Below are 15,543 nucleotides of genomic sequence, written 5' to 3'. Positions count from 1 at the left end.
CCCAGGTGGAGCGCGTTGAGAGTGGTACTATAACTCTCTTCCCCCGTAACAGACCGCCGCACCCACTACTTGCTACTTGTGCTATCAGTTCCGCCACTAATATCGTTGCTATTGCAACAGGCATCATCACCGCTCAGCTCTGACGAGTCCTGCGGCGATAAGGGGCAGCAGGGACACCCGAGAAGAACTTCTTCTCTATGTCCCTACTGTAAATCCAATATACAGACGTAATGTTGACGCGAAACAGACGTAAAACAGACAGGTTACAGACGTAATACAGACACGTTTTAGATAATGCCGAGCAGTTTAAGTGTCCCGGCTACCGATACTGTTCCTTCCAGAATCTTTCTATCCAGCGAACGACCAGTGAATGAAGACCATTTAATTACAGCTGCTTTGCGTGGATAAAGATCAACAAAACGATATTTCATTATTTCTCTAATTTCAGCATCCGTTATGGATTTAATCGCTAACTCGATATTCATTATTATTGGATTCCATTTTTTTAACGTGGCTGCTTCTTCTGCTGTAAGCTCACTTCTACCCTTTAGGTCATTAACAATACCTGCCATTTTGGGATATTTGCGAAGCAGCACTTTGGTGACCATTACATCCGCCTTATTTGCCCTCGGAAACAATTCCCCTTGTTCCCACACCATTGCCATTCCCCTCGCCCCTTTATGTTATAATGGGTTCGAGGTATAAATTACCGTTTATTGACCCCCGAGCCGGCCAAGGATTAGGGGGTCTTTACTTTGTCATTATGCATATCTAGATCCACGCGGCATTTTCCCATCTTCGTCCAGAACAATATCACTGAGTATGATTGCTGATGATGCCGAAATATACTGACCTTTGAATTCTCCGAATGTTATGCTGTATCCACCTCGTTCACGTTGTGCTCGGAATGATACTCCAGAAACAATGCTTCCAGCTGATGAATTGATATTTTTTACTGTTTTGATGATCACTTCTACGCCTCCTTTTGCCGATTTTCTGTAATATTCGCCGTTTTTGGATAGGATACCCAGGCAAACCCTATCTCCTCGGCGATCAAATCTTCTCTTATATAAGAATAGCCTTTTGACAGGTACTCACTTGTACAGATCCGCAAATCTCCAAATGCCGTGTTTATTATTTGATGCTGAGCCAGTTCAGATCGAGGGCATACGTAAAGCTGCATGCGTTCGGCCTTCCTACCTTTACGGATTACGTCGGCAAGCGCCTTATTGATCATTTTCACGGCTTGTGGATGGATTGGGGATAATGTGCTCATGGCCGCACCACTTTTTCGCCCTTCCAAATCGTGTAGCCGGTGATGATGTTCCTTTGCCGATTTACTTGCCAAGTGTCTTTGGACTCATCATAAAATCCATCAAACATTTCATTCATTTCAGTAGAATTACCTTGATCCCAATAAATCAAGCGCTTATCTTTAAATACTGATAGAGTAAGTGTTTTCATGATCTCGCTCCTTCATAAAATCTTCGGACTGCGACACAAACTACCGATGCTTTTCAGTCTTCTAAATAATGAAGATCCCTTGAAAACATTGGAACTACCTTTCCGTCAGCGTCTCGCTTTACGCTATAGGTCGGAGCATGTGCCGCCACTACCTCTCCAGTCCAGGGCCCAGGCGGAACCTTTTCCTCCGTGGTGGTAGCACCCCATGACGAGAACCCAACTCTTGTACCTACTTTTGGTCTAATAGCCACATTGAACCCCCTATTCTGATCATTTAATTACTTGAACACTATCGTTTTCTATCCCTATAATCTCTTCATTTTCATCTGCACAAGATTTAACATCAGCGTAGTCGAAAAAGCATTCTGCTTCTCCCATATCTGGTCTATAAAAACCATCAGGATGTAAATACATATCTCGCCCCTTGAGTTTAAGCACGTAAATCATGATTTGAACCTCCTTCCTTGATGCGCCGTATGCGTCTACTCTGCACCAATGCCCGGCTTTCTTTATTTTTAGGCTGGCTGTGGCAAGTTATTGGCATGCGCCCGTTCGTAATTCACGAACTTATTAAAATTCTTGAGGAACACAAGTTCAACAGTTCCAGTAGGACCATTACGCTGCTTGGATATGATGATTTCGATAATGTTTTTCTTCTCGGACTCTTGGTTGTAATAATCATCCCGATAAAGGAAAGCAACAATATCGGCATCCTGTTCAATTGAACCTGACTCACGAAGGTCACTCATCATCGGACGTTTGTCCTGGCGTTCTTCAACTTTTCGACTGAGCTGAGACAACGCGATAACCGGCACATCCAATTCACGGGCAATCTGCTTCAACACTCGGGAAATTTCTGAAACCTCTTGTTGTCGATTTTCCCCACGCTTTCCACTACTTCCCTGGATCAGCTGCAAGTAATCAATGATGATCATTCCAAGACCTTGTTCTCTTTTCAAACGACGACACTTGGCTCGAATATCATGCACTGTGACAACTGGATCGTCAGCAATGAAAATGTTCTTGTCTGCAAGAGAAGAAATACCAATGGTCAACTTACCCCAATCATCGTCACTGGTGATATCGCCCATTCTCAGGTCATTAGCGTCGAGATTAACCTCAGCGCACACCATACGTTGCATAAGCTGTTGCTCTGACATCTCCAAGCTAAATACAGCAATAGGTTCATCATTTCGAGTTGCTGCATTCTGTGCAATATTTAAGGCGAACGCTGTCTTGCCAACAGAAGGACGAGCCGCAACGATAATTAAATCCTGTTTCTGAAACCCGCCAGTAAGCTTGTCCAGATCTGTAAATCCAGTTTCCTTACCACTAGTAGTTCCATTCAATCGATTACTTACACGCTTTTCAATGGTGTCGATATACTCAAGACCAATTTCCTTCGTGCTTTTGAAATCCTTTTTCGGCGCTGTCTGATCGGACAATGCCGCCGACTTGGTTAAGGCATTTGCTACCACGGTTCCAGCATCGTCACTGTCATACACAAGTTCGATCTGCTTATAAGCATCCCGAAGAGCTTGGCGTAAGGTGAATTTATCCGCAAGTACACCGATAAAAAAATCAATATCAGCCGCAGTAGGAGATGAAGAAGCGATTCGAGAAAGGTAATATGTACCCCCTACCTTTTCCAGACTTTTTTTATGATTCAGTGTGGATACAAGCGATCTGATATCCACCTGCTCACCATCGTTGTGCAAATCTCGCATAGCAGAAAAGATTGTCCGATTAACAGGGTTGTAGAACATTTCAGGATCTACAGAAATTGCTGTATCCATGGCATTACCTGTTTCGTCAATCAAAACTGCGCCAATCACCGCTATCTCTGCATTCTCATCGTGCGGAAGTTCCCTTATTGATCCTTGCATATAGTTCCTCCTTCCATCCCGGAGGTACTGGCTTAGCGGCAGCTCGGGATTTGTCTCTTTCGGCAAAGTAGTCTGATGTCTGATCCTTGAGTCGTCCCTTATCTAGTTGATCCCCCACCCCTCCACGAATTTGCGCAATCTTCGGAGGCCATGGATTAGTTAGCATGTGTTGACGAACATTCTCACAAGCAACGTCAAAAGGAAAATCTTTCAGGTTATCATAAAGCCGATTAATCTCTAAATCACTGGTGTCAACCTGGCTGTACTCTTCTGCAATTTTGCACAGTAAATCAATGACTTGCGCTCGCCTCAAGTTTCTCTTCCTCCTTCGCTTTCCGCCGCAGTTCTGCAATCCTGTCTACCTTGCCGCCCTGCCTTTTTGGTGTGTTGCCCCCCGATTTCGGCACCCAGGTAGTCGATTGCTGGGAAGCGTCATACGCAGCATCCAAGGCAACTGCAGCGGATAGCGTAATCGCCCCGGCGTGAAAGTAATCATCTAAAATCGTTGTAATAAGATTGAACCGGTACCCCTTGGAGGCTAAGCCAGCTCTTTCGATAGCTCTTATCACGACAGATTCTTCCAGACCGTCTTGGTCTATGTACACACCCAGTTTATTTGCCTGGAAGGGATTACACTCGAACCCGAACACTCTTTTGTGAGCCATGTAATAGGATTCGTATTCCTGCTGATCAGCAGATGAAGAAGTAGAAGAAGATTTAAGGTCTTTAAAAGATCTTAATAATGCTGAACCTTTTACCTCACCTTTTACCGCATACTTTACTGCACGGTTTACCTCACCTTTTACCGCATTATTTGAGGTAAAGAGGTTTAAACGATACTTCCCGGCTTGTTGCTTTCCTTGATTCTTGTATTCAATCCGACCTTTTTGGATCAGCGTGTTTCTGTGCTTGGTCAGTGAGTTTTCCGAAATGCCCACCTTCGCCATTAGCAGGGGATTGGTTACGGCAAACCACTCTGGATATCCACTCTTATTTGCAATCACCATGAGGTGCACGAGCAAAGTTTGTGCGGATGGCTCCAACGGATTTGTTTCGAGCCAATCTGTAAAGGCAGTCATTTCGTTTGCAAAATCCATAATCTCACCTCTGCTGTCTTTTCATCGTTTCCCTTTCTTAGCCGGAGGACGCTTAATAATCTCGGTCACATCCGTTCGAAGGATAAAGGCTAGCTTACCACCGTCCTGCCGGAGTTTAGCCCATGGACGAGCGATGCCCCATATATCCGTGATTTCACCTGATAGCCCGGAGCTTGTCCGAACAGTGTCTCCCTTGAGAACAAGTAGCATAAGCCCACCTCCTTATCTCGCTAAGCGAAGTAGCAGGGCTTCTTGCAGTATTTCCGTGTTCTTGTCGTCTAAGCGATCAGCTTGCGGGATGTCGATGGTGTTAATACCATTGAACAAATGAAGAGCACATGTGAGCATAAATCTCTCGGAAGGACTCCAACCTTTTGAAGCTTTAATCAATTCATCCACATGGACAGTAAGTTCTTCAAAATCAACAAATTCCGGCTTCGACAATAATTGCTTAAGCTTGTTATGATTCATAAAGATGTGAAGCAGCCCCCGCCAGTAACGATCCTGATGTAAATGATCAGGTATCATAATGCCATTCCCCTTTCAAATTAGTGTGATGCGTCAGCCGCATCTTGCAGCGCCAAACCGGAGGAAGGTTACTTCTAAGGTTCGACGTTACAAGATACAGCTGCGGCGGATATCCGCGACCCCTTACGGGGTTTCGGCCTGTATCCTTCAGGCCTCATCAGGCGGGAAACTATCGTTGAAAGCGTCATTCATAGCTCTAATTTCATTAAATTTTTCTTCATCCGATATATTTGTTCTCACAAAAACACTCTTGACCTTAAGAACAAAAAATCTGCTGCACATAGACCTTGCCTCATATTTACTTTCGTAAGCATCTTTGTACTCACTAAAAGTTTTCAAACTATGCCCATAATAAAATTCATAGTCCAACATATCCCTTGCCTCCCTTGCGCTCAGCGCGATCTACGGTTAAAATGGACACAACGAGGCTCATTAGGTGGGTTCTCAACTGCGATCGCCCTGCCAGGCGGTCGTTTTTCATTTCTGATTTTGCAATACGAATCATGGTATTCAGGTAAACTTCTGCATCCCCGATTTTTCCCGGTAACATCTTGTCCGGCTGCTTGCGAATCACCCTCAAATTATGCGTGGCGGTCTTCCCGGCTGCTCTCGCTTCGGCAACCAATGCTGTTCTTTCCATCCCTCTACCTCATTTCATATAATTTTTGAGCTTCAGCTCGGCGCGATGCTCTGTCCAAAGAGTTATGTATGAGAATTCATATTTGTGGCAAAGTGCGGCGGCGTTATGAGTGAGTGCCGTTATTGCCTCAAGCTGTTCCATGATGCCGTTTTTGATATTCTCTCGTTCCCCATCCTTTAGTTGTTCAAGGCTCTTAGTGATCGGTAGGGTAAGCAGCGCCTGCAATGCTTCCTGAATCTCTTCGATAGTTTTGATATGTGTTGAGCTGGGATGAAGATCGGCGTTATTGAGCCAGGGGACCGAAGCGCCCCCGGTTACCTCAGCTGCCGCTGCCAATAATAATTGAGCATCATCATAATAAGTCGCTGCTGCCTTCATCACCTGTTTAGATGCTTTACGGCTACCATTAACGATCTTGCCAATCTGTGATCCGTCAACATGGGCGGCTTGCCCAACTTTAGCCAAGGTGACACCCTTGCGCTGCATGACTTCTTTTAGCGCTTCTGGAAAATGTCCAACTGCCATATCAATTCCTCCTATATTTGTCCAAGTTATGGGGATTCTATTGGACAGAGGCATGATGTATGATTAATTCAAGCAATTCCCCTTGCCGAAGCCATTCCCCGCCCGCCGTTGCTTATATGCACGGCGGGATTTGTTCTATCCAATTGCACGTTTATCCCTGAATTTCCCTCCGGTGTTCGCTTCGACCCAGTCGGTGTGCTCATCGATCCAACGAAGCAACAATCCTGTAGGGATTCGTGGATTTCCAAACTCGCGATTTACGGGGAAATCTGGACGTTTCATCAGTTCAGTGGCTTTTGGAGCACTAATGTCTAACAGGTTCATGAATTCCATTCTATTCAGCACTGGCGGTAATGCACTGGGAACCTGAACGGCATATGCTTCAATTGCTCGGGAGACTACTTTATCGAGCAGGCGTTCCAGATCGGATTCTTCCATCACGATAAGAGCCATTTAGAACACCTCCTGGACATTTTCGTAACTCTTATTTTCTAAGAGTTTTTGATTAAAAAAATAACCCGGTTCAACTTTTAACGATGAACATATTTTTTCGTATTCATCAGTATCAATTTTTTGCTTCCCAGTCATCATTCGAGAAAACTTTTTCATATCAATCTTCGATTCGTTAGCTATATAAGTAAACTTAAGACCATTTTTCTTTATAAATTCACGAATATACTTATTGATTTCCATTGTCAATGCCCCTTTCTCTTAGATATTAAGATTTCATACCCATAATATAACTCTTAGTTTCTAATACGTTAAGTATAATATCTATATTTCTAAGAGTTAATTCTTTGTTACTAGGAATTTAGTTATAATTATTGAGTCAAGGAGGTGAGTGGATTTGTCAGTTGTATCGGATAGATTAAGAAAAGCAAGAAAAAAGAAGGGATACACACAAGTTGAAGTACAGAAGAAGACAGGCATCCATAACAAAACCTTAAGTGGATATGAAAATGAGGTTAGCGAGCCAGATATCGGTTCAATAAATTTATTGTCTGATCTTTATGAAGTATCTGTAGATTGGCTTTATGGCAAGACGGATGATCCCAAAAAAAAGAATGCTCAAGCATCATTAGAGATTGATCAGAACAGAAAATACCTCATTGATAAAATTATGCGCGCTTCTGATAAAGACTTACCGGATCTTACAATTATAGTGGACAGAGTTCTGCCGGATAAGGATTAAGCATCATCGTATCTTTCTTTTTTTTTAATCTCGTATTCTTTGAATAGCAATACAAGTTCATTGATTTCTTCATCCGTAGCAGCGTCAATTTTATTAATTAGATAATCTCTATCATTCATGTTGCACCATTCCATTCACAGGTGGATTATTTTATCATATTAACATACGAACTCATGTTCGTAAATGTTCCAGAAAAATAGTATAATAGTAAGGTGGGCAGTGCGATGGAACTTGTTCCCGTGCGCTGTCACATTCCTGCTTTACTCAGACGATTAGCGGCAAAGCAACCATCTAATAGCGAAATCAAAATTAATCAACAATGGCTTGCGGGTAAAGTAAACATAAGTAAACAACAACTCTCCGATTATATTCATCTCAGAACAAAAAAAATGAGTATGCCGCGAGCCGCACTAATTGCATATTACTTGGATTGCCTTATTGATGATCTGTTTGAATGGGAATGGCGATAGCTGAGTGGCTAAGCCGCTCTTACGGAACAAGTACCGATGTATCAGTACTGACGAATTCGTTCGATCACCTCTTAATATGTATTGTGCCGCTGTAATACATAGATTAACAGAGATATAAAGAAAACGTTGTCGAAAAAGGACGAACGAAAGCACCCCCTAAACACCATTGAAGGGGTTGACTTCCAACACTAAATTTGCTTTAGCACATACAATTCACTGCCATCCTTGAACTTGATCAATGATCCATTATTCTCAATCGAAATGATTTGAGCAATTTTGCATTCTTGAACTAACGCGGTCCTTCCTATCAGAACAAACCCTTGGCCTTTGTATGCCGCAGCTGCTTCAGCGAGAATATCAAAATCCTGAAATGATCCATTGCTCGTATGATATGCAAGTGCAGAATGTGAATTCCCTGTGCGCTGCCACTTGTCTATATAATTCACATCTTTGAGATCTACATCCCTACATTCAAGCCTATCCCTCTTCTCAATCTGGAGCCTCTTCATTCGTCTAATCATAAATGCACCTACCGATTCTGGATGATTACAAAATATGATACGACAAAATTCGACCTATATCATTGTATAAATTATTACAATCTTTAGAAACCAATAAATTTTATTAATCAAGGGAGTGATCAGCATGAGCAAGCAGAAGAAGAACCCACCCGTTCCGACTGCAAAGAAAGACGCTGATAATAATAAAGAGAGAAAGAGATCATCCGTTCCAACTCCAAAGAAAATACCCGCCAATAACAAGCAGGGATACAAATGGCGGCTTGTTATTGATGGGCCCCCTGATCCTGTTACCGGAAAACGTAAACAAATACCACGGGTAGGAAATACACAAGCAGAAGCTAGAGCTGCCTGTCAGAAAGAGTATGACCGACTGGCTGGAGGCATAAATGTCAAAAAGGCTAAGAAGACCACCGTTGAAAGTGCGGCCTTAGAATGGGTTGAAGAGATTTATCCCGCACGTAACATAAGTAAAGGTACTCTTCGTGTGCGTAATAAGGAAATAAAAATCATTAACAGGTATATGGGGAAATCCTTAATTGATTCAGTAACCAAAAAGCAACATCAGAAGATGCTCAACGAAATGGATTCTATCGGTTATCGTGTCAAAGACAAAGAAAATCCTGGACAGTTTATTTACAAGCCATACGCAAAAACAACCATCGAAGGAGTTAATACCACCGCTGGTATGATTTTTGAATGGGCCGTTTCAGAGGGGCTGCGGAAAGACGATCCAACTGTAGGTGCCGTTATACCCGTAAAGGCACTAACTGTAGAGGAAATCGAAGAAGATGACGATCTAACAACATCATATTTGGAGCGTCATGAACTGGAAGAATTTCTATTTGCGGTTCAATCCCACGGATTGGAGGGTGATCTGGAGACTTTTTATTTGTTGGCATTCAGTGGTATGAGATCTGGTGAAGTTTGTGCATTGAAGTGGTCGGACGTTAATTTCGATACAACCATGTTGCGTGTAACCAAATCATTGTATAACCCTGATAACAACATGATTAAATATGAGTTAACGCCCCCAAAAACAACAGGGTCCATTCGCAGTTTTAATATCGATGAATTCATCATTGATATGCTCCAGGCGTTGAAGGAACGCCAAGCTAAAGTTCATACACGATACAAAGCAGAATTTGAAGATTATCACGATAAGAATTTTATATTCTGCCGACCGAATGGTTATCCGTTCATACAGAAGAGTATCATCAACCGCATGAATCGAATTTTAAAATTCACGAGCATCACTAAACACGCAACACCCCATATCTTTCGCCATACCCATATCAGTATGCTCACAGAGGCTGGTGTGGATCTCGTAAATATCATGAAGCGAGTAGGCCATGATGATGCAAATACAACCATGAAGATATACACTCATGTCACGGACAAGATGAAACAAGACGATGCAAATAAGGTCAAAATAGAATACAGCAGTCTTCTAAAAATAGAGAAACCACCGGAGTTGTGATTTTCCTGTGATTTTATCAAAAATAAAAACCCTTGAAACGCCCGTAACACTAGGCCTATCAAGGGTTTTCTGAAAATTATTACATCATGCCGCCCATTCCACCCATGCCGCCCATATCAGGCATACCTGGTTTTTCTGGTTCTGGCTTGTCAGCAATTACTGCTTCAGTAGTCAAGAACATAGCCGCTACAGATGCAGCGTTTTGAAGAGCAGAACGAGTTACTTTAGCAGGGTCAACGATACCTGCTTCGAACATGTTCACCCATTCACCAGTAGCAGCGTTGTAGCCGATACCTACTGCTTCTTTTTTCAAGCGGTCCACGATTACGGAACCTTCTTGACCAGCGTTAGCTGCGATGGTGCGAATTGGCTCTTCAAGCGCACGAAGCACGATGTTAACGCCTGTTTTCTCGTCGCCAGTTACATCTACAGCAGCAACAGCACTATATACGTTCACAAGAGCTGTACCACCACCAGAAACGATACCTTCTTCAACCGCAGCGCGAGTTGCGTTCAGGGCGTCTTCGATGCGAAGTTTACGCTCTTTCAATTCAGTTTCAGTTGCAGCGCCAACTTTGACAACGGCTACGCCGCCAGCCAATTTAGCCAAACGCTCTTGCAATTTCTCTTTGTCGAACTCGGAAGTTGTTTCTTCCAGTTGAGCACGAATTTGGCTTACGCGAGCATTGATGTCCGCTTTGTCGCCGCTTCCGTCTACGATTGTAGTGTTTTCTTTAGTTACGCGTACTTGACGTGCGTTACCCAGTTGTTCAATGGAAGTGCTCTTCAGATCAAGACCGAGCTTCTCAGTGATCACTTGGCCACCAGTCAGAGCAGCGATATCTTGCAGCATAGCTTCGCGGCGGTCGCCAAAGCCAGGAGCTTTAACAGCAACAGCGTTGAATGTTCCGCGCAGTTTGTTCACGATCAACATAGCTTGTGCTTCGCCTTCGATATCTTCAGCGATAATAACAAGCGGTCTAGCTTGTTGAACGATTTTTTCAAGCAATGGAAGAATTTCTTGAGTGCTGCTGATTTTTTTATCAGTGATCAAGATGTATGGGTTCTCCAGAACAGCTTCCATTTTGTCCGTATCAGTAATCATGTACGGGGAAATGTAACCGCGGTCGAACTGCATACCTTCTACGACTTCAAGCTCAGTAGCGAATCCACGGGATTCTTCAACAGTGATTACACCGTCTTTACCTACTTTTTCCATAGCTTCAGCAATCAATTGACCCACTTCTTCGTCAGCAGCAGAGATAGCAGCTACTTGAGCGATAGCTTGGGAATCTTCGATTGGCTTAGCAATTTTTTGCAATTCTTCAACAGCTGCACGAACTGCTTTGTCGATCCCTTTGCGAATAACCATTGGGTTAGCGCCTGCAGTTACGTTCTTCAGACCTTCACGGATCATAGCTTGTGCCAGAACCGTTGCAGTTGTAGTACCGTCACCGGCTACATCGTTAGTCTTAGTAGCAACTTCTTTAACTAGTTGAGCACCCATGTTCTCGAATGCATCTTCAAGCTCGATTTCTTTAGCGATAGTTACACCATCGTTAGTGATAAGCGGGCTACCAAATTTTTTCTCAAGCACCACGTTACGGCCTTTTGGTCCGAGTGTAACTTTTACCGCATTTGCCAAAGCATCTACACCGCGCAACATAGAGCGGCGAGCTTCTTCACTAAATTTAATTTCTTTAGCCATTGTGTAATTACCTCCTAGAATTTTTTGTATATCACGTTACTTTTAAGTAGTTTAGATTTAGCTTATGATCGACTCTCGCTTAGTCAAGAATCGCGTGAATGTCGCTTTCTTTCATAATCAAATATTCTTTACCTTCGTATTTGATTTCTGTTCCTGCATATTTTGAGAAAAGAACACGGTCGCCTTCTTTTACTTCAAGCGCTACACGTACTCCATCTTTCAAAGCTCCGCTGCCTACTGCAATAATTGTTCCTTCTTGTGGCTTTTCTTTCGAGGAGTCCGGAAGCACAATCCCGAATGAAGTGGTTTCCTCCTGCTCGCTCGGTAGCACCAATACGCGTTCACCTAAAGGTTTGATCATGAAAAAATAGCCTCCTTTAAAATTATGTTATTTTGCTTCAAAACATAGTTTAGAACTTGCCGGCCTTACTTCTAACTCTCTGATGTTTATGAAAAATATCAATTGGACGCTACAAATCTCTGGTCCATCTCATATTTTTCATAAGCGTTAGCACTCGACGGTCTGTAGTGCTAACAACAATTTTTATGATACTCAACTTGAGCCCGAATTTCAAGTCCTTTTACACAAATTCGCATTTGTTTTCGTAAAAACAACGTTTCACTGGTTGTCCTAGGCGCACACTCTATAACATTCTATCCACAGGGTGTGAAAATATGCGTTTGATTCCCCGTAGTTTCAACTGTACCACCTACACTCGAACATTTCAAAAAGACTAAACACATCTTTACTTTGACGGCGTTTTAAAAATAAAAGAGCTGTCTCTTTCGTAGAAATATCTACTTAGCGACAGCCCTTAATCATTCTTCCTCACTCTTGACATACTGTTCTTCCCGCGCTGCATCCGCAGCAAGCTGTTTGCGATAGACAAATGCAGATAAGAATACACTGAACTCATACAAAATGAGCAGTGGAATGGTCACCAGAAAGTCCGAGATGAAATCCGGGGGAGTGATGACTACGGCGATAAAGACAAGCGTGAAATAGGCGTATCGACGCATTTTACGCAAGCGTATCGGATTAAGAACCCGCAGTTTGGTCAGAAACATCACCAGCAGCGGAAGCTCAAACAACAATGCTAAAGGTAGTACCAAACTGAACATGAAGTTAAAATATTGCGCAATTCCGTAGGTCTCTTCCAGCCCCATACTCCGGGTGATTGTGATCGTGAACGAAAGCGCCATTGGAAATACAACATAATAAGCAAAAGAAAGACCGATTAAAAAAAGAACAAAAACATATGGAACATAACGCAGTGTTGCACTACGCTCTTCCGGTCGAAGGCCTGGACTAATAAACGCCCACAATTGATAAGCAATAAAAGGGATTGAAATGACAAGCGAAACTGCCATCGCGATCTTCATATACATCCCGATACCATCCCAGAATGAGAACGCATGCAGAACAAAGCCCTGTGCTAGATCTGTACTAATTAAATAATCGTAAATGGGCTTGGCGCAGAACAGACCTCCTACCAATCCAAGAATAAATACAATCAGCACATAAATAATCCGTTTACGCAGCTCGGTGAGATGATCCACCACCGACATTTCTTCCGTTTCGAGAGACATCCTGACACCATCCCATGACAAGAGTAGAAACATTACACCAGCTTGTGTAAAGCTGTGCCCGTTTCTGCAGAAAGCAACAAGCAAATTAAAAAAGGGGCGTCTCCTAAGTCTATTAGACTTGTGAGATAGCCCCATTGTTAAACTTATTATTATTCCGGCAGGCGTTTGTCCTGAGGAATATCTGCAGCGACCGTCTGCGGGGCCGTCGGCACAGGAGCTTCGCTCTTCTTCACCGGATCAGTATCACCGATGATTTCACGTGCGCCTTCCTTAAATTCACGGAAGGTTCGTCCAACTGCGCGGCCTAACTCTGGCAGTTTATTCGGGCCAAAGAGGAGCAGTGCCAGTATAACCAACAAGATAATACCCGGAGTTCCAATTCCACTAAACATTATTATTCCTCCTTGTCCGTCTATCCGATCATGGCATCGATTACGATAATCTAATAATACCATAACTTATGTCACAGTTACATCCACTATCTTCTATAAATAGTTTATCCTTGTGACGTGACAAGAATATGACAATGTTATTGGCGGTATTGGCCAGTTACCATTAGTAACGCTTCCGGTAATTGATCCATAATGGCTGCCAAATTCTCATGAACACCCTTCGGTGTACCCGGTAAGTTGACAATCAACGTGCGTCCACGAATGCCGCATATCCCGCGGAACAGCATCACCGCACGATTTTTTTGCATCACCGTACTTCGCATCGCTTCTGAAAGTCCAGGTACTTCCCGCTCGATTACACGCCGAGTAGCCTCCGGAGTCACATCGCGTATCGCTAGATCAGTACCTCCGGTCGTCAATACCAGATCCGCCTGAAAATAATCTGTCAGTTCTATCAAAGCTGCGATAATCTCATCTTGTTCATCGGGCACGATTCGATATTCAACAATCTCGCCCCCAAGCTCCTCTTCCACCAGCTCCCGTATAACCTGGGCGCTCGTGTCTTCCCGTTCGCCCCTGGCCCCTTTATCGCTGGCCGTTAGGATTGCTGTTTTCCACGCCATAGGTTTGTCCTCCCTCTCTATGTATAATTGGCTGTACAGTGCAGCCCGCTTGCTTCAGCGCATCGAACAGATCTGATCAAGGTTCAAGCGCGTAATCTCCATTCTTGCCCCCGCTTTTAGACACTAATAGCGTTGGTCCGATAATCATGTCCTTCTGAAGAGCCTTGCACATGTCATATACCGTTAGTGCTGAGGCAGAAACAGCGGTCAACGCCTCCATTTCAACTCCGGTCTTTCCGGTAGTATGGACTGTTGCTTCTATATAAAGTTCATCTTCGCTGTTATCGGAGAAGCTGATGTCAATACCGGTAAGCGGGAGCGGATGGCACATCGGAATCCAGTCAGACGTCTTCTTGGCCGCCATAATCCCAGCGATCTGCGCAACGGCAAGTACGTCTCCTTTACTGATCTTACCTTCCTTGATGGCACTAAGCGTCTCCGTTGCCATCTTGATCTTACTCCGCGCGACAGCTGTCCGCTTCGTAATCTCCTTCTCACTCACATCCACCATACGAGCTCTTCCCTGCTCGTTAAAATGGGTCAATTCCACGGCTCACTCTCCTTTTCGGCAGTGCACTATGCCATTTTCAGTAATCAGCATGTCCATAAAGGCATCATGCTCATCCATGGGCACCTTCGGAACCAGCTGCATACCATAGGCTAGCCCGACCCAGACAGGCGGCTTCGCAGCGGCATACTCTTCCGTCTCCCATGTCGCACGCAATCGATCATAGTATCCTCGGCCGTAACCAAGCCTACCCCCCTGGAGATCAAAAGCCAGCCCCGGAACAAACACAACCTCGGGTAGTGTAACAACTTCAATTTCTTGTGAATCTTTGCCGGATACAATAGGTTCATGGATACCATACGCCCCCGGCTCAAGCTCACTCCACGCGCTCACCCTATGAACACTTATTGCACCACTTGCCGGAATAACACGCGGCAGCAGTACCCTGCGCTGATCCTTCCACGCCTGTGTAAGAAGCGCGCTGGTATCGAGTTCAGAACGGAAAGATACATAAGCCATCAGTGAGGCGATGTCCTTCGTCTTCACCCACTCTGATGCATGCTTGCAGACCAGAAAAGACAATTCCCTTCTCTGGTCCGAGGAGAGCTCGTTTCGGGCGATGGTCTTCTCAGTTCTTAGTTGTTGCTTTATTTTGGAGATCACCGACCCCTTACTTGACATCGTCGGTCACCCCCATATATTTATCCCAAGCTTATCCTTGTTTGTAAATCCAGTTTACCACTCTTCTCCCCGGTTCGCCAAGGTGGATAGGACTGTGTTTCCGAGCCAGGTCTTTATTCCTTGCTTCCGATATATCGAGCTCTCGCTTGGGAAACGCTTTTCATGTAAACTATAGAATAAGTTGTTCATACGGCTGAGGTATAAATACCAAGGCGAAATATGCAAGGGTGGAGGTTTCATC

28 protein-coding genes are annotated in these 15,543 nt (G+C 43.9%); 3 read left to right on the top strand and 25 right to left on the bottom strand.

Going from position 1 to position 15,543, the window contains the following annotated elements; genetic code table 11:
• Nucleotides 1–287: 287 nt before the first annotated feature.
• The 16 genes from ACDZ28_RS13595 to ACDZ28_RS13520 form a co-directional block, all read right to left on the bottom strand.
• Nucleotides 288–665: a hypothetical protein gene (locus tag ACDZ28_RS13595; RefSeq protein ID WP_375104931.1), complete on the bottom strand. Its 378-nt coding sequence runs from the start codon at nucleotides 663–665 to the stop codon at nucleotides 288–290.
• 96 nt (nucleotides 666–761) lie between these two features.
• A complete protein-coding gene (locus tag ACDZ28_RS13590) occupies nucleotides 762–971 on the bottom strand; it encodes a hypothetical protein (RefSeq protein WP_375104930.1) in 210 nt (69 codons plus the stop codon).
• 2 nt (nucleotides 972–973) lie between these two features.
• Nucleotides 974–1,276, bottom strand: coding sequence for a hypothetical protein (locus tag ACDZ28_RS13585; protein WP_375104929.1), 303 nt, complete (start codon nucleotides 1,274–1,276; stop codon nucleotides 974–976).
• Nucleotides 1,273–1,464, bottom strand: a complete 192-nt coding sequence (locus ACDZ28_RS13580; RefSeq protein ID WP_375104928.1) for a hypothetical protein — start codon at nucleotides 1,462–1,464, stop codon at nucleotides 1,273–1,275. The genes ACDZ28_RS13585 and ACDZ28_RS13580 overlap by 4 nt, the downstream gene beginning before the upstream one ends.
• Before the next feature lie 53 nt (nucleotides 1,465–1,517).
• Nucleotides 1,518–1,715, bottom strand: a complete 198-nt coding sequence (locus ACDZ28_RS13575; protein ID WP_375104927.1) for a hypothetical protein — start codon at nucleotides 1,713–1,715, stop codon at nucleotides 1,518–1,520.
• Between the two features lie 19 nt (nucleotides 1,716–1,734).
• The gene (locus ACDZ28_RS13570) at nucleotides 1,735–1,911 is read right to left on the bottom strand and encodes a hypothetical protein (protein ID WP_375104926.1); all 177 of its coding nucleotides are present in this window, start codon (nucleotides 1,909–1,911) and stop codon (nucleotides 1,735–1,737) included.
• A gap of 68 nt (nucleotides 1,912–1,979) precedes the next feature.
• Complete coding sequence (gene dnaB, locus ACDZ28_RS13565; protein WP_375104925.1) at nucleotides 1,980–3,350, bottom strand: replicative DNA helicase; 1,371 nt, start codon at nucleotides 3,348–3,350, stop codon at nucleotides 1,980–1,982.
• On the bottom strand, nucleotides 3,316–3,663 hold the full coding sequence (locus ACDZ28_RS13560) for a hypothetical protein (RefSeq protein ID WP_375104924.1): 348 nt from the start codon (nucleotides 3,661–3,663) through the stop codon (nucleotides 3,316–3,318). Before ACDZ28_RS13560 ends, dnaB begins: the two co-directional genes overlap by 35 nt.
• The gene (locus tag ACDZ28_RS13555) at nucleotides 3,641–4,447 is read right to left on the bottom strand and encodes a DnaD domain protein (RefSeq protein ID WP_375104923.1); all 807 of its coding nucleotides are present in this window, start codon (nucleotides 4,445–4,447) and stop codon (nucleotides 3,641–3,643) included. The genes ACDZ28_RS13560 and ACDZ28_RS13555 overlap by 23 nt, the downstream gene beginning before the upstream one ends.
• A gap of 21 nt (nucleotides 4,448–4,468) precedes the next feature.
• Nucleotides 4,469–4,657 (bottom strand): hypothetical protein, encoded by a 189-nt coding sequence (locus ACDZ28_RS13550; RefSeq protein WP_375104922.1) that lies wholly within the window; start codon nucleotides 4,655–4,657, stop codon nucleotides 4,469–4,471.
• A 12-nt stretch (nucleotides 4,658–4,669) separates the two neighbouring features.
• Entirely contained in the window at nucleotides 4,670–4,975 is a 306-nt protein-coding gene (locus ACDZ28_RS13545; RefSeq protein ID WP_375104921.1) for a hypothetical protein, read from the bottom strand.
• 147 nt (nucleotides 4,976–5,122) lie between these two features.
• Nucleotides 5,123–5,347, bottom strand: a complete 225-nt coding sequence (locus tag ACDZ28_RS13540) for a hypothetical protein (protein ID WP_375104920.1) — start codon at nucleotides 5,345–5,347, stop codon at nucleotides 5,123–5,125.
• On the bottom strand, nucleotides 5,334–5,615 hold the full coding sequence (locus ACDZ28_RS13535; protein WP_375104919.1) for a hypothetical protein: 282 nt from the start codon (nucleotides 5,613–5,615) through the stop codon (nucleotides 5,334–5,336). Before ACDZ28_RS13535 ends, ACDZ28_RS13540 begins: the two co-directional genes overlap by 14 nt.
• 9 nt (nucleotides 5,616–5,624) lie before the next feature.
• Nucleotides 5,625–6,140 (bottom strand): helix-turn-helix domain-containing protein, encoded by a 516-nt coding sequence (locus ACDZ28_RS13530; RefSeq protein ID WP_375104918.1) that lies wholly within the window; start codon nucleotides 6,138–6,140, stop codon nucleotides 5,625–5,627.
• A gap of 135 nt (nucleotides 6,141–6,275) precedes the next feature.
• Complete coding sequence (locus tag ACDZ28_RS13525) at nucleotides 6,276–6,593, bottom strand: hypothetical protein (RefSeq protein ID WP_375104917.1); 318 nt, start codon at nucleotides 6,591–6,593, stop codon at nucleotides 6,276–6,278.
• On the bottom strand, nucleotides 6,594–6,833 hold the full coding sequence (locus tag ACDZ28_RS13520) for a helix-turn-helix domain-containing protein (protein WP_375104916.1): 240 nt from the start codon (nucleotides 6,831–6,833) through the stop codon (nucleotides 6,594–6,596).
• 154 nt (nucleotides 6,834–6,987) lie between these two features.
• On the opposite strand from ACDZ28_RS13520, the gene ACDZ28_RS13515 reads away from it, so the two are divergent.
• Complete coding sequence (locus ACDZ28_RS13515) at nucleotides 6,988–7,332, top strand: helix-turn-helix domain-containing protein (protein WP_375104915.1); 345 nt, start codon at nucleotides 6,988–6,990, stop codon at nucleotides 7,330–7,332.
• Here ACDZ28_RS13515 and ACDZ28_RS13510 read toward each other — a convergent pair.
• On the bottom strand, nucleotides 7,329–7,451 hold the full coding sequence (locus ACDZ28_RS13510) for a hypothetical protein (protein ID WP_375104914.1): 123 nt from the start codon (nucleotides 7,449–7,451) through the stop codon (nucleotides 7,329–7,331). The two genes, ACDZ28_RS13515 and ACDZ28_RS13510, sit on opposite strands and share 4 nt — an antisense overlap.
• 105 nt (nucleotides 7,452–7,556) lie before the next feature.
• On the opposite strand from ACDZ28_RS13510, the gene ACDZ28_RS13505 reads away from it, so the two are divergent.
• On the top strand, nucleotides 7,557–7,802 hold the full coding sequence (locus tag ACDZ28_RS13505) for a helix-turn-helix domain-containing protein (protein WP_375104913.1): 246 nt from the start codon (nucleotides 7,557–7,559) through the stop codon (nucleotides 7,800–7,802).
• A 188-nt stretch (nucleotides 7,803–7,990) separates the two neighbouring features.
• Here the strand turns inward: ACDZ28_RS13505 and ACDZ28_RS13500 are convergent, their stop codons facing one another.
• Nucleotides 7,991–8,248, bottom strand: a complete 258-nt coding sequence (locus ACDZ28_RS13500; protein WP_375104912.1) for a hypothetical protein — start codon at nucleotides 8,246–8,248, stop codon at nucleotides 7,991–7,993.
• Nucleotides 8,249–8,447: 199 nt separating this feature from the next.
• Here ACDZ28_RS13500 and ACDZ28_RS13495 point away from each other — a divergent pair, with 199 nt between their 5' ends.
• On the top strand, nucleotides 8,448–9,800 hold the full coding sequence (locus ACDZ28_RS13495; protein ID WP_375104911.1) for a tyrosine-type recombinase/integrase: 1,353 nt from the start codon (nucleotides 8,448–8,450) through the stop codon (nucleotides 9,798–9,800).
• Nucleotides 9,801–9,879: 79 nt separating this feature from the next.
• Here ACDZ28_RS13495 and groL read toward each other — a convergent pair whose 3' ends face one another.
• From groL to ACDZ28_RS13460, 7 genes are all read right to left on the bottom strand, one after another.
• On the bottom strand, nucleotides 9,880–11,508 hold the full coding sequence (gene groL, locus ACDZ28_RS13490) for a chaperonin GroEL (RefSeq protein WP_042124534.1): 1,629 nt from the start codon (nucleotides 11,506–11,508) through the stop codon (nucleotides 9,880–9,882).
• A 79-nt stretch (nucleotides 11,509–11,587) separates the two neighbouring features.
• A complete protein-coding gene (gene groES / locus ACDZ28_RS13485) occupies nucleotides 11,588–11,869 on the bottom strand; it encodes a co-chaperone GroES (RefSeq protein WP_036676506.1) in 282 nt (93 codons plus the stop codon).
• A 458-nt stretch (nucleotides 11,870–12,327) separates the two neighbouring features.
• Nucleotides 12,328–13,098, bottom strand: coding sequence for a twin-arginine translocase subunit TatC (gene tatC / locus ACDZ28_RS13480; protein ID WP_375104910.1), 771 nt, complete (start codon nucleotides 13,096–13,098; stop codon nucleotides 12,328–12,330).
• Nucleotides 13,099–13,247: 149 nt separating this feature from the next.
• Nucleotides 13,248–13,490 carry a twin-arginine translocase TatA/TatE family subunit gene (locus ACDZ28_RS13475; RefSeq protein WP_042124532.1) on the bottom strand — a complete coding sequence of 81 codons (243 nt, stop codon included), beginning with the start codon at nucleotides 13,488–13,490 and terminating at the stop codon, nucleotides 13,248–13,250.
• Between the two features lie 137 nt (nucleotides 13,491–13,627).
• Nucleotides 13,628–14,113, bottom strand: coding sequence for a molybdenum cofactor biosynthesis protein B (locus ACDZ28_RS13470; protein ID WP_020429419.1), 486 nt, complete (start codon nucleotides 14,111–14,113; stop codon nucleotides 13,628–13,630).
• Nucleotides 14,114–14,189: 76 nt separating this feature from the next.
• A complete protein-coding gene (gene moaC, locus ACDZ28_RS13465; protein WP_042124529.1) occupies nucleotides 14,190–14,663 on the bottom strand; it encodes a cyclic pyranopterin monophosphate synthase MoaC in 474 nt (157 codons plus the stop codon).
• 3 nt (nucleotides 14,664–14,666) lie between these two features.
• A complete protein-coding gene (locus ACDZ28_RS13460; RefSeq protein ID WP_375104909.1) occupies nucleotides 14,667–15,302 on the bottom strand; it encodes a 5-formyltetrahydrofolate cyclo-ligase in 636 nt (211 codons plus the stop codon).
• Between the last annotated feature and the right edge of the window lie 241 nt (nucleotides 15,303–15,543).

It is taken from the genome of Paenibacillus sp. RS8 (assembly GCF_041956825.1).
Lineage (GTDB): Bacteria > Bacillota > Bacilli > Paenibacillales > Paenibacillaceae > Paenibacillus_AQ.
The sequence above is the reverse complement of the archived record's forward strand: the minus strand, read 5'-3'. Positions and strand labels throughout refer to the sequence as shown.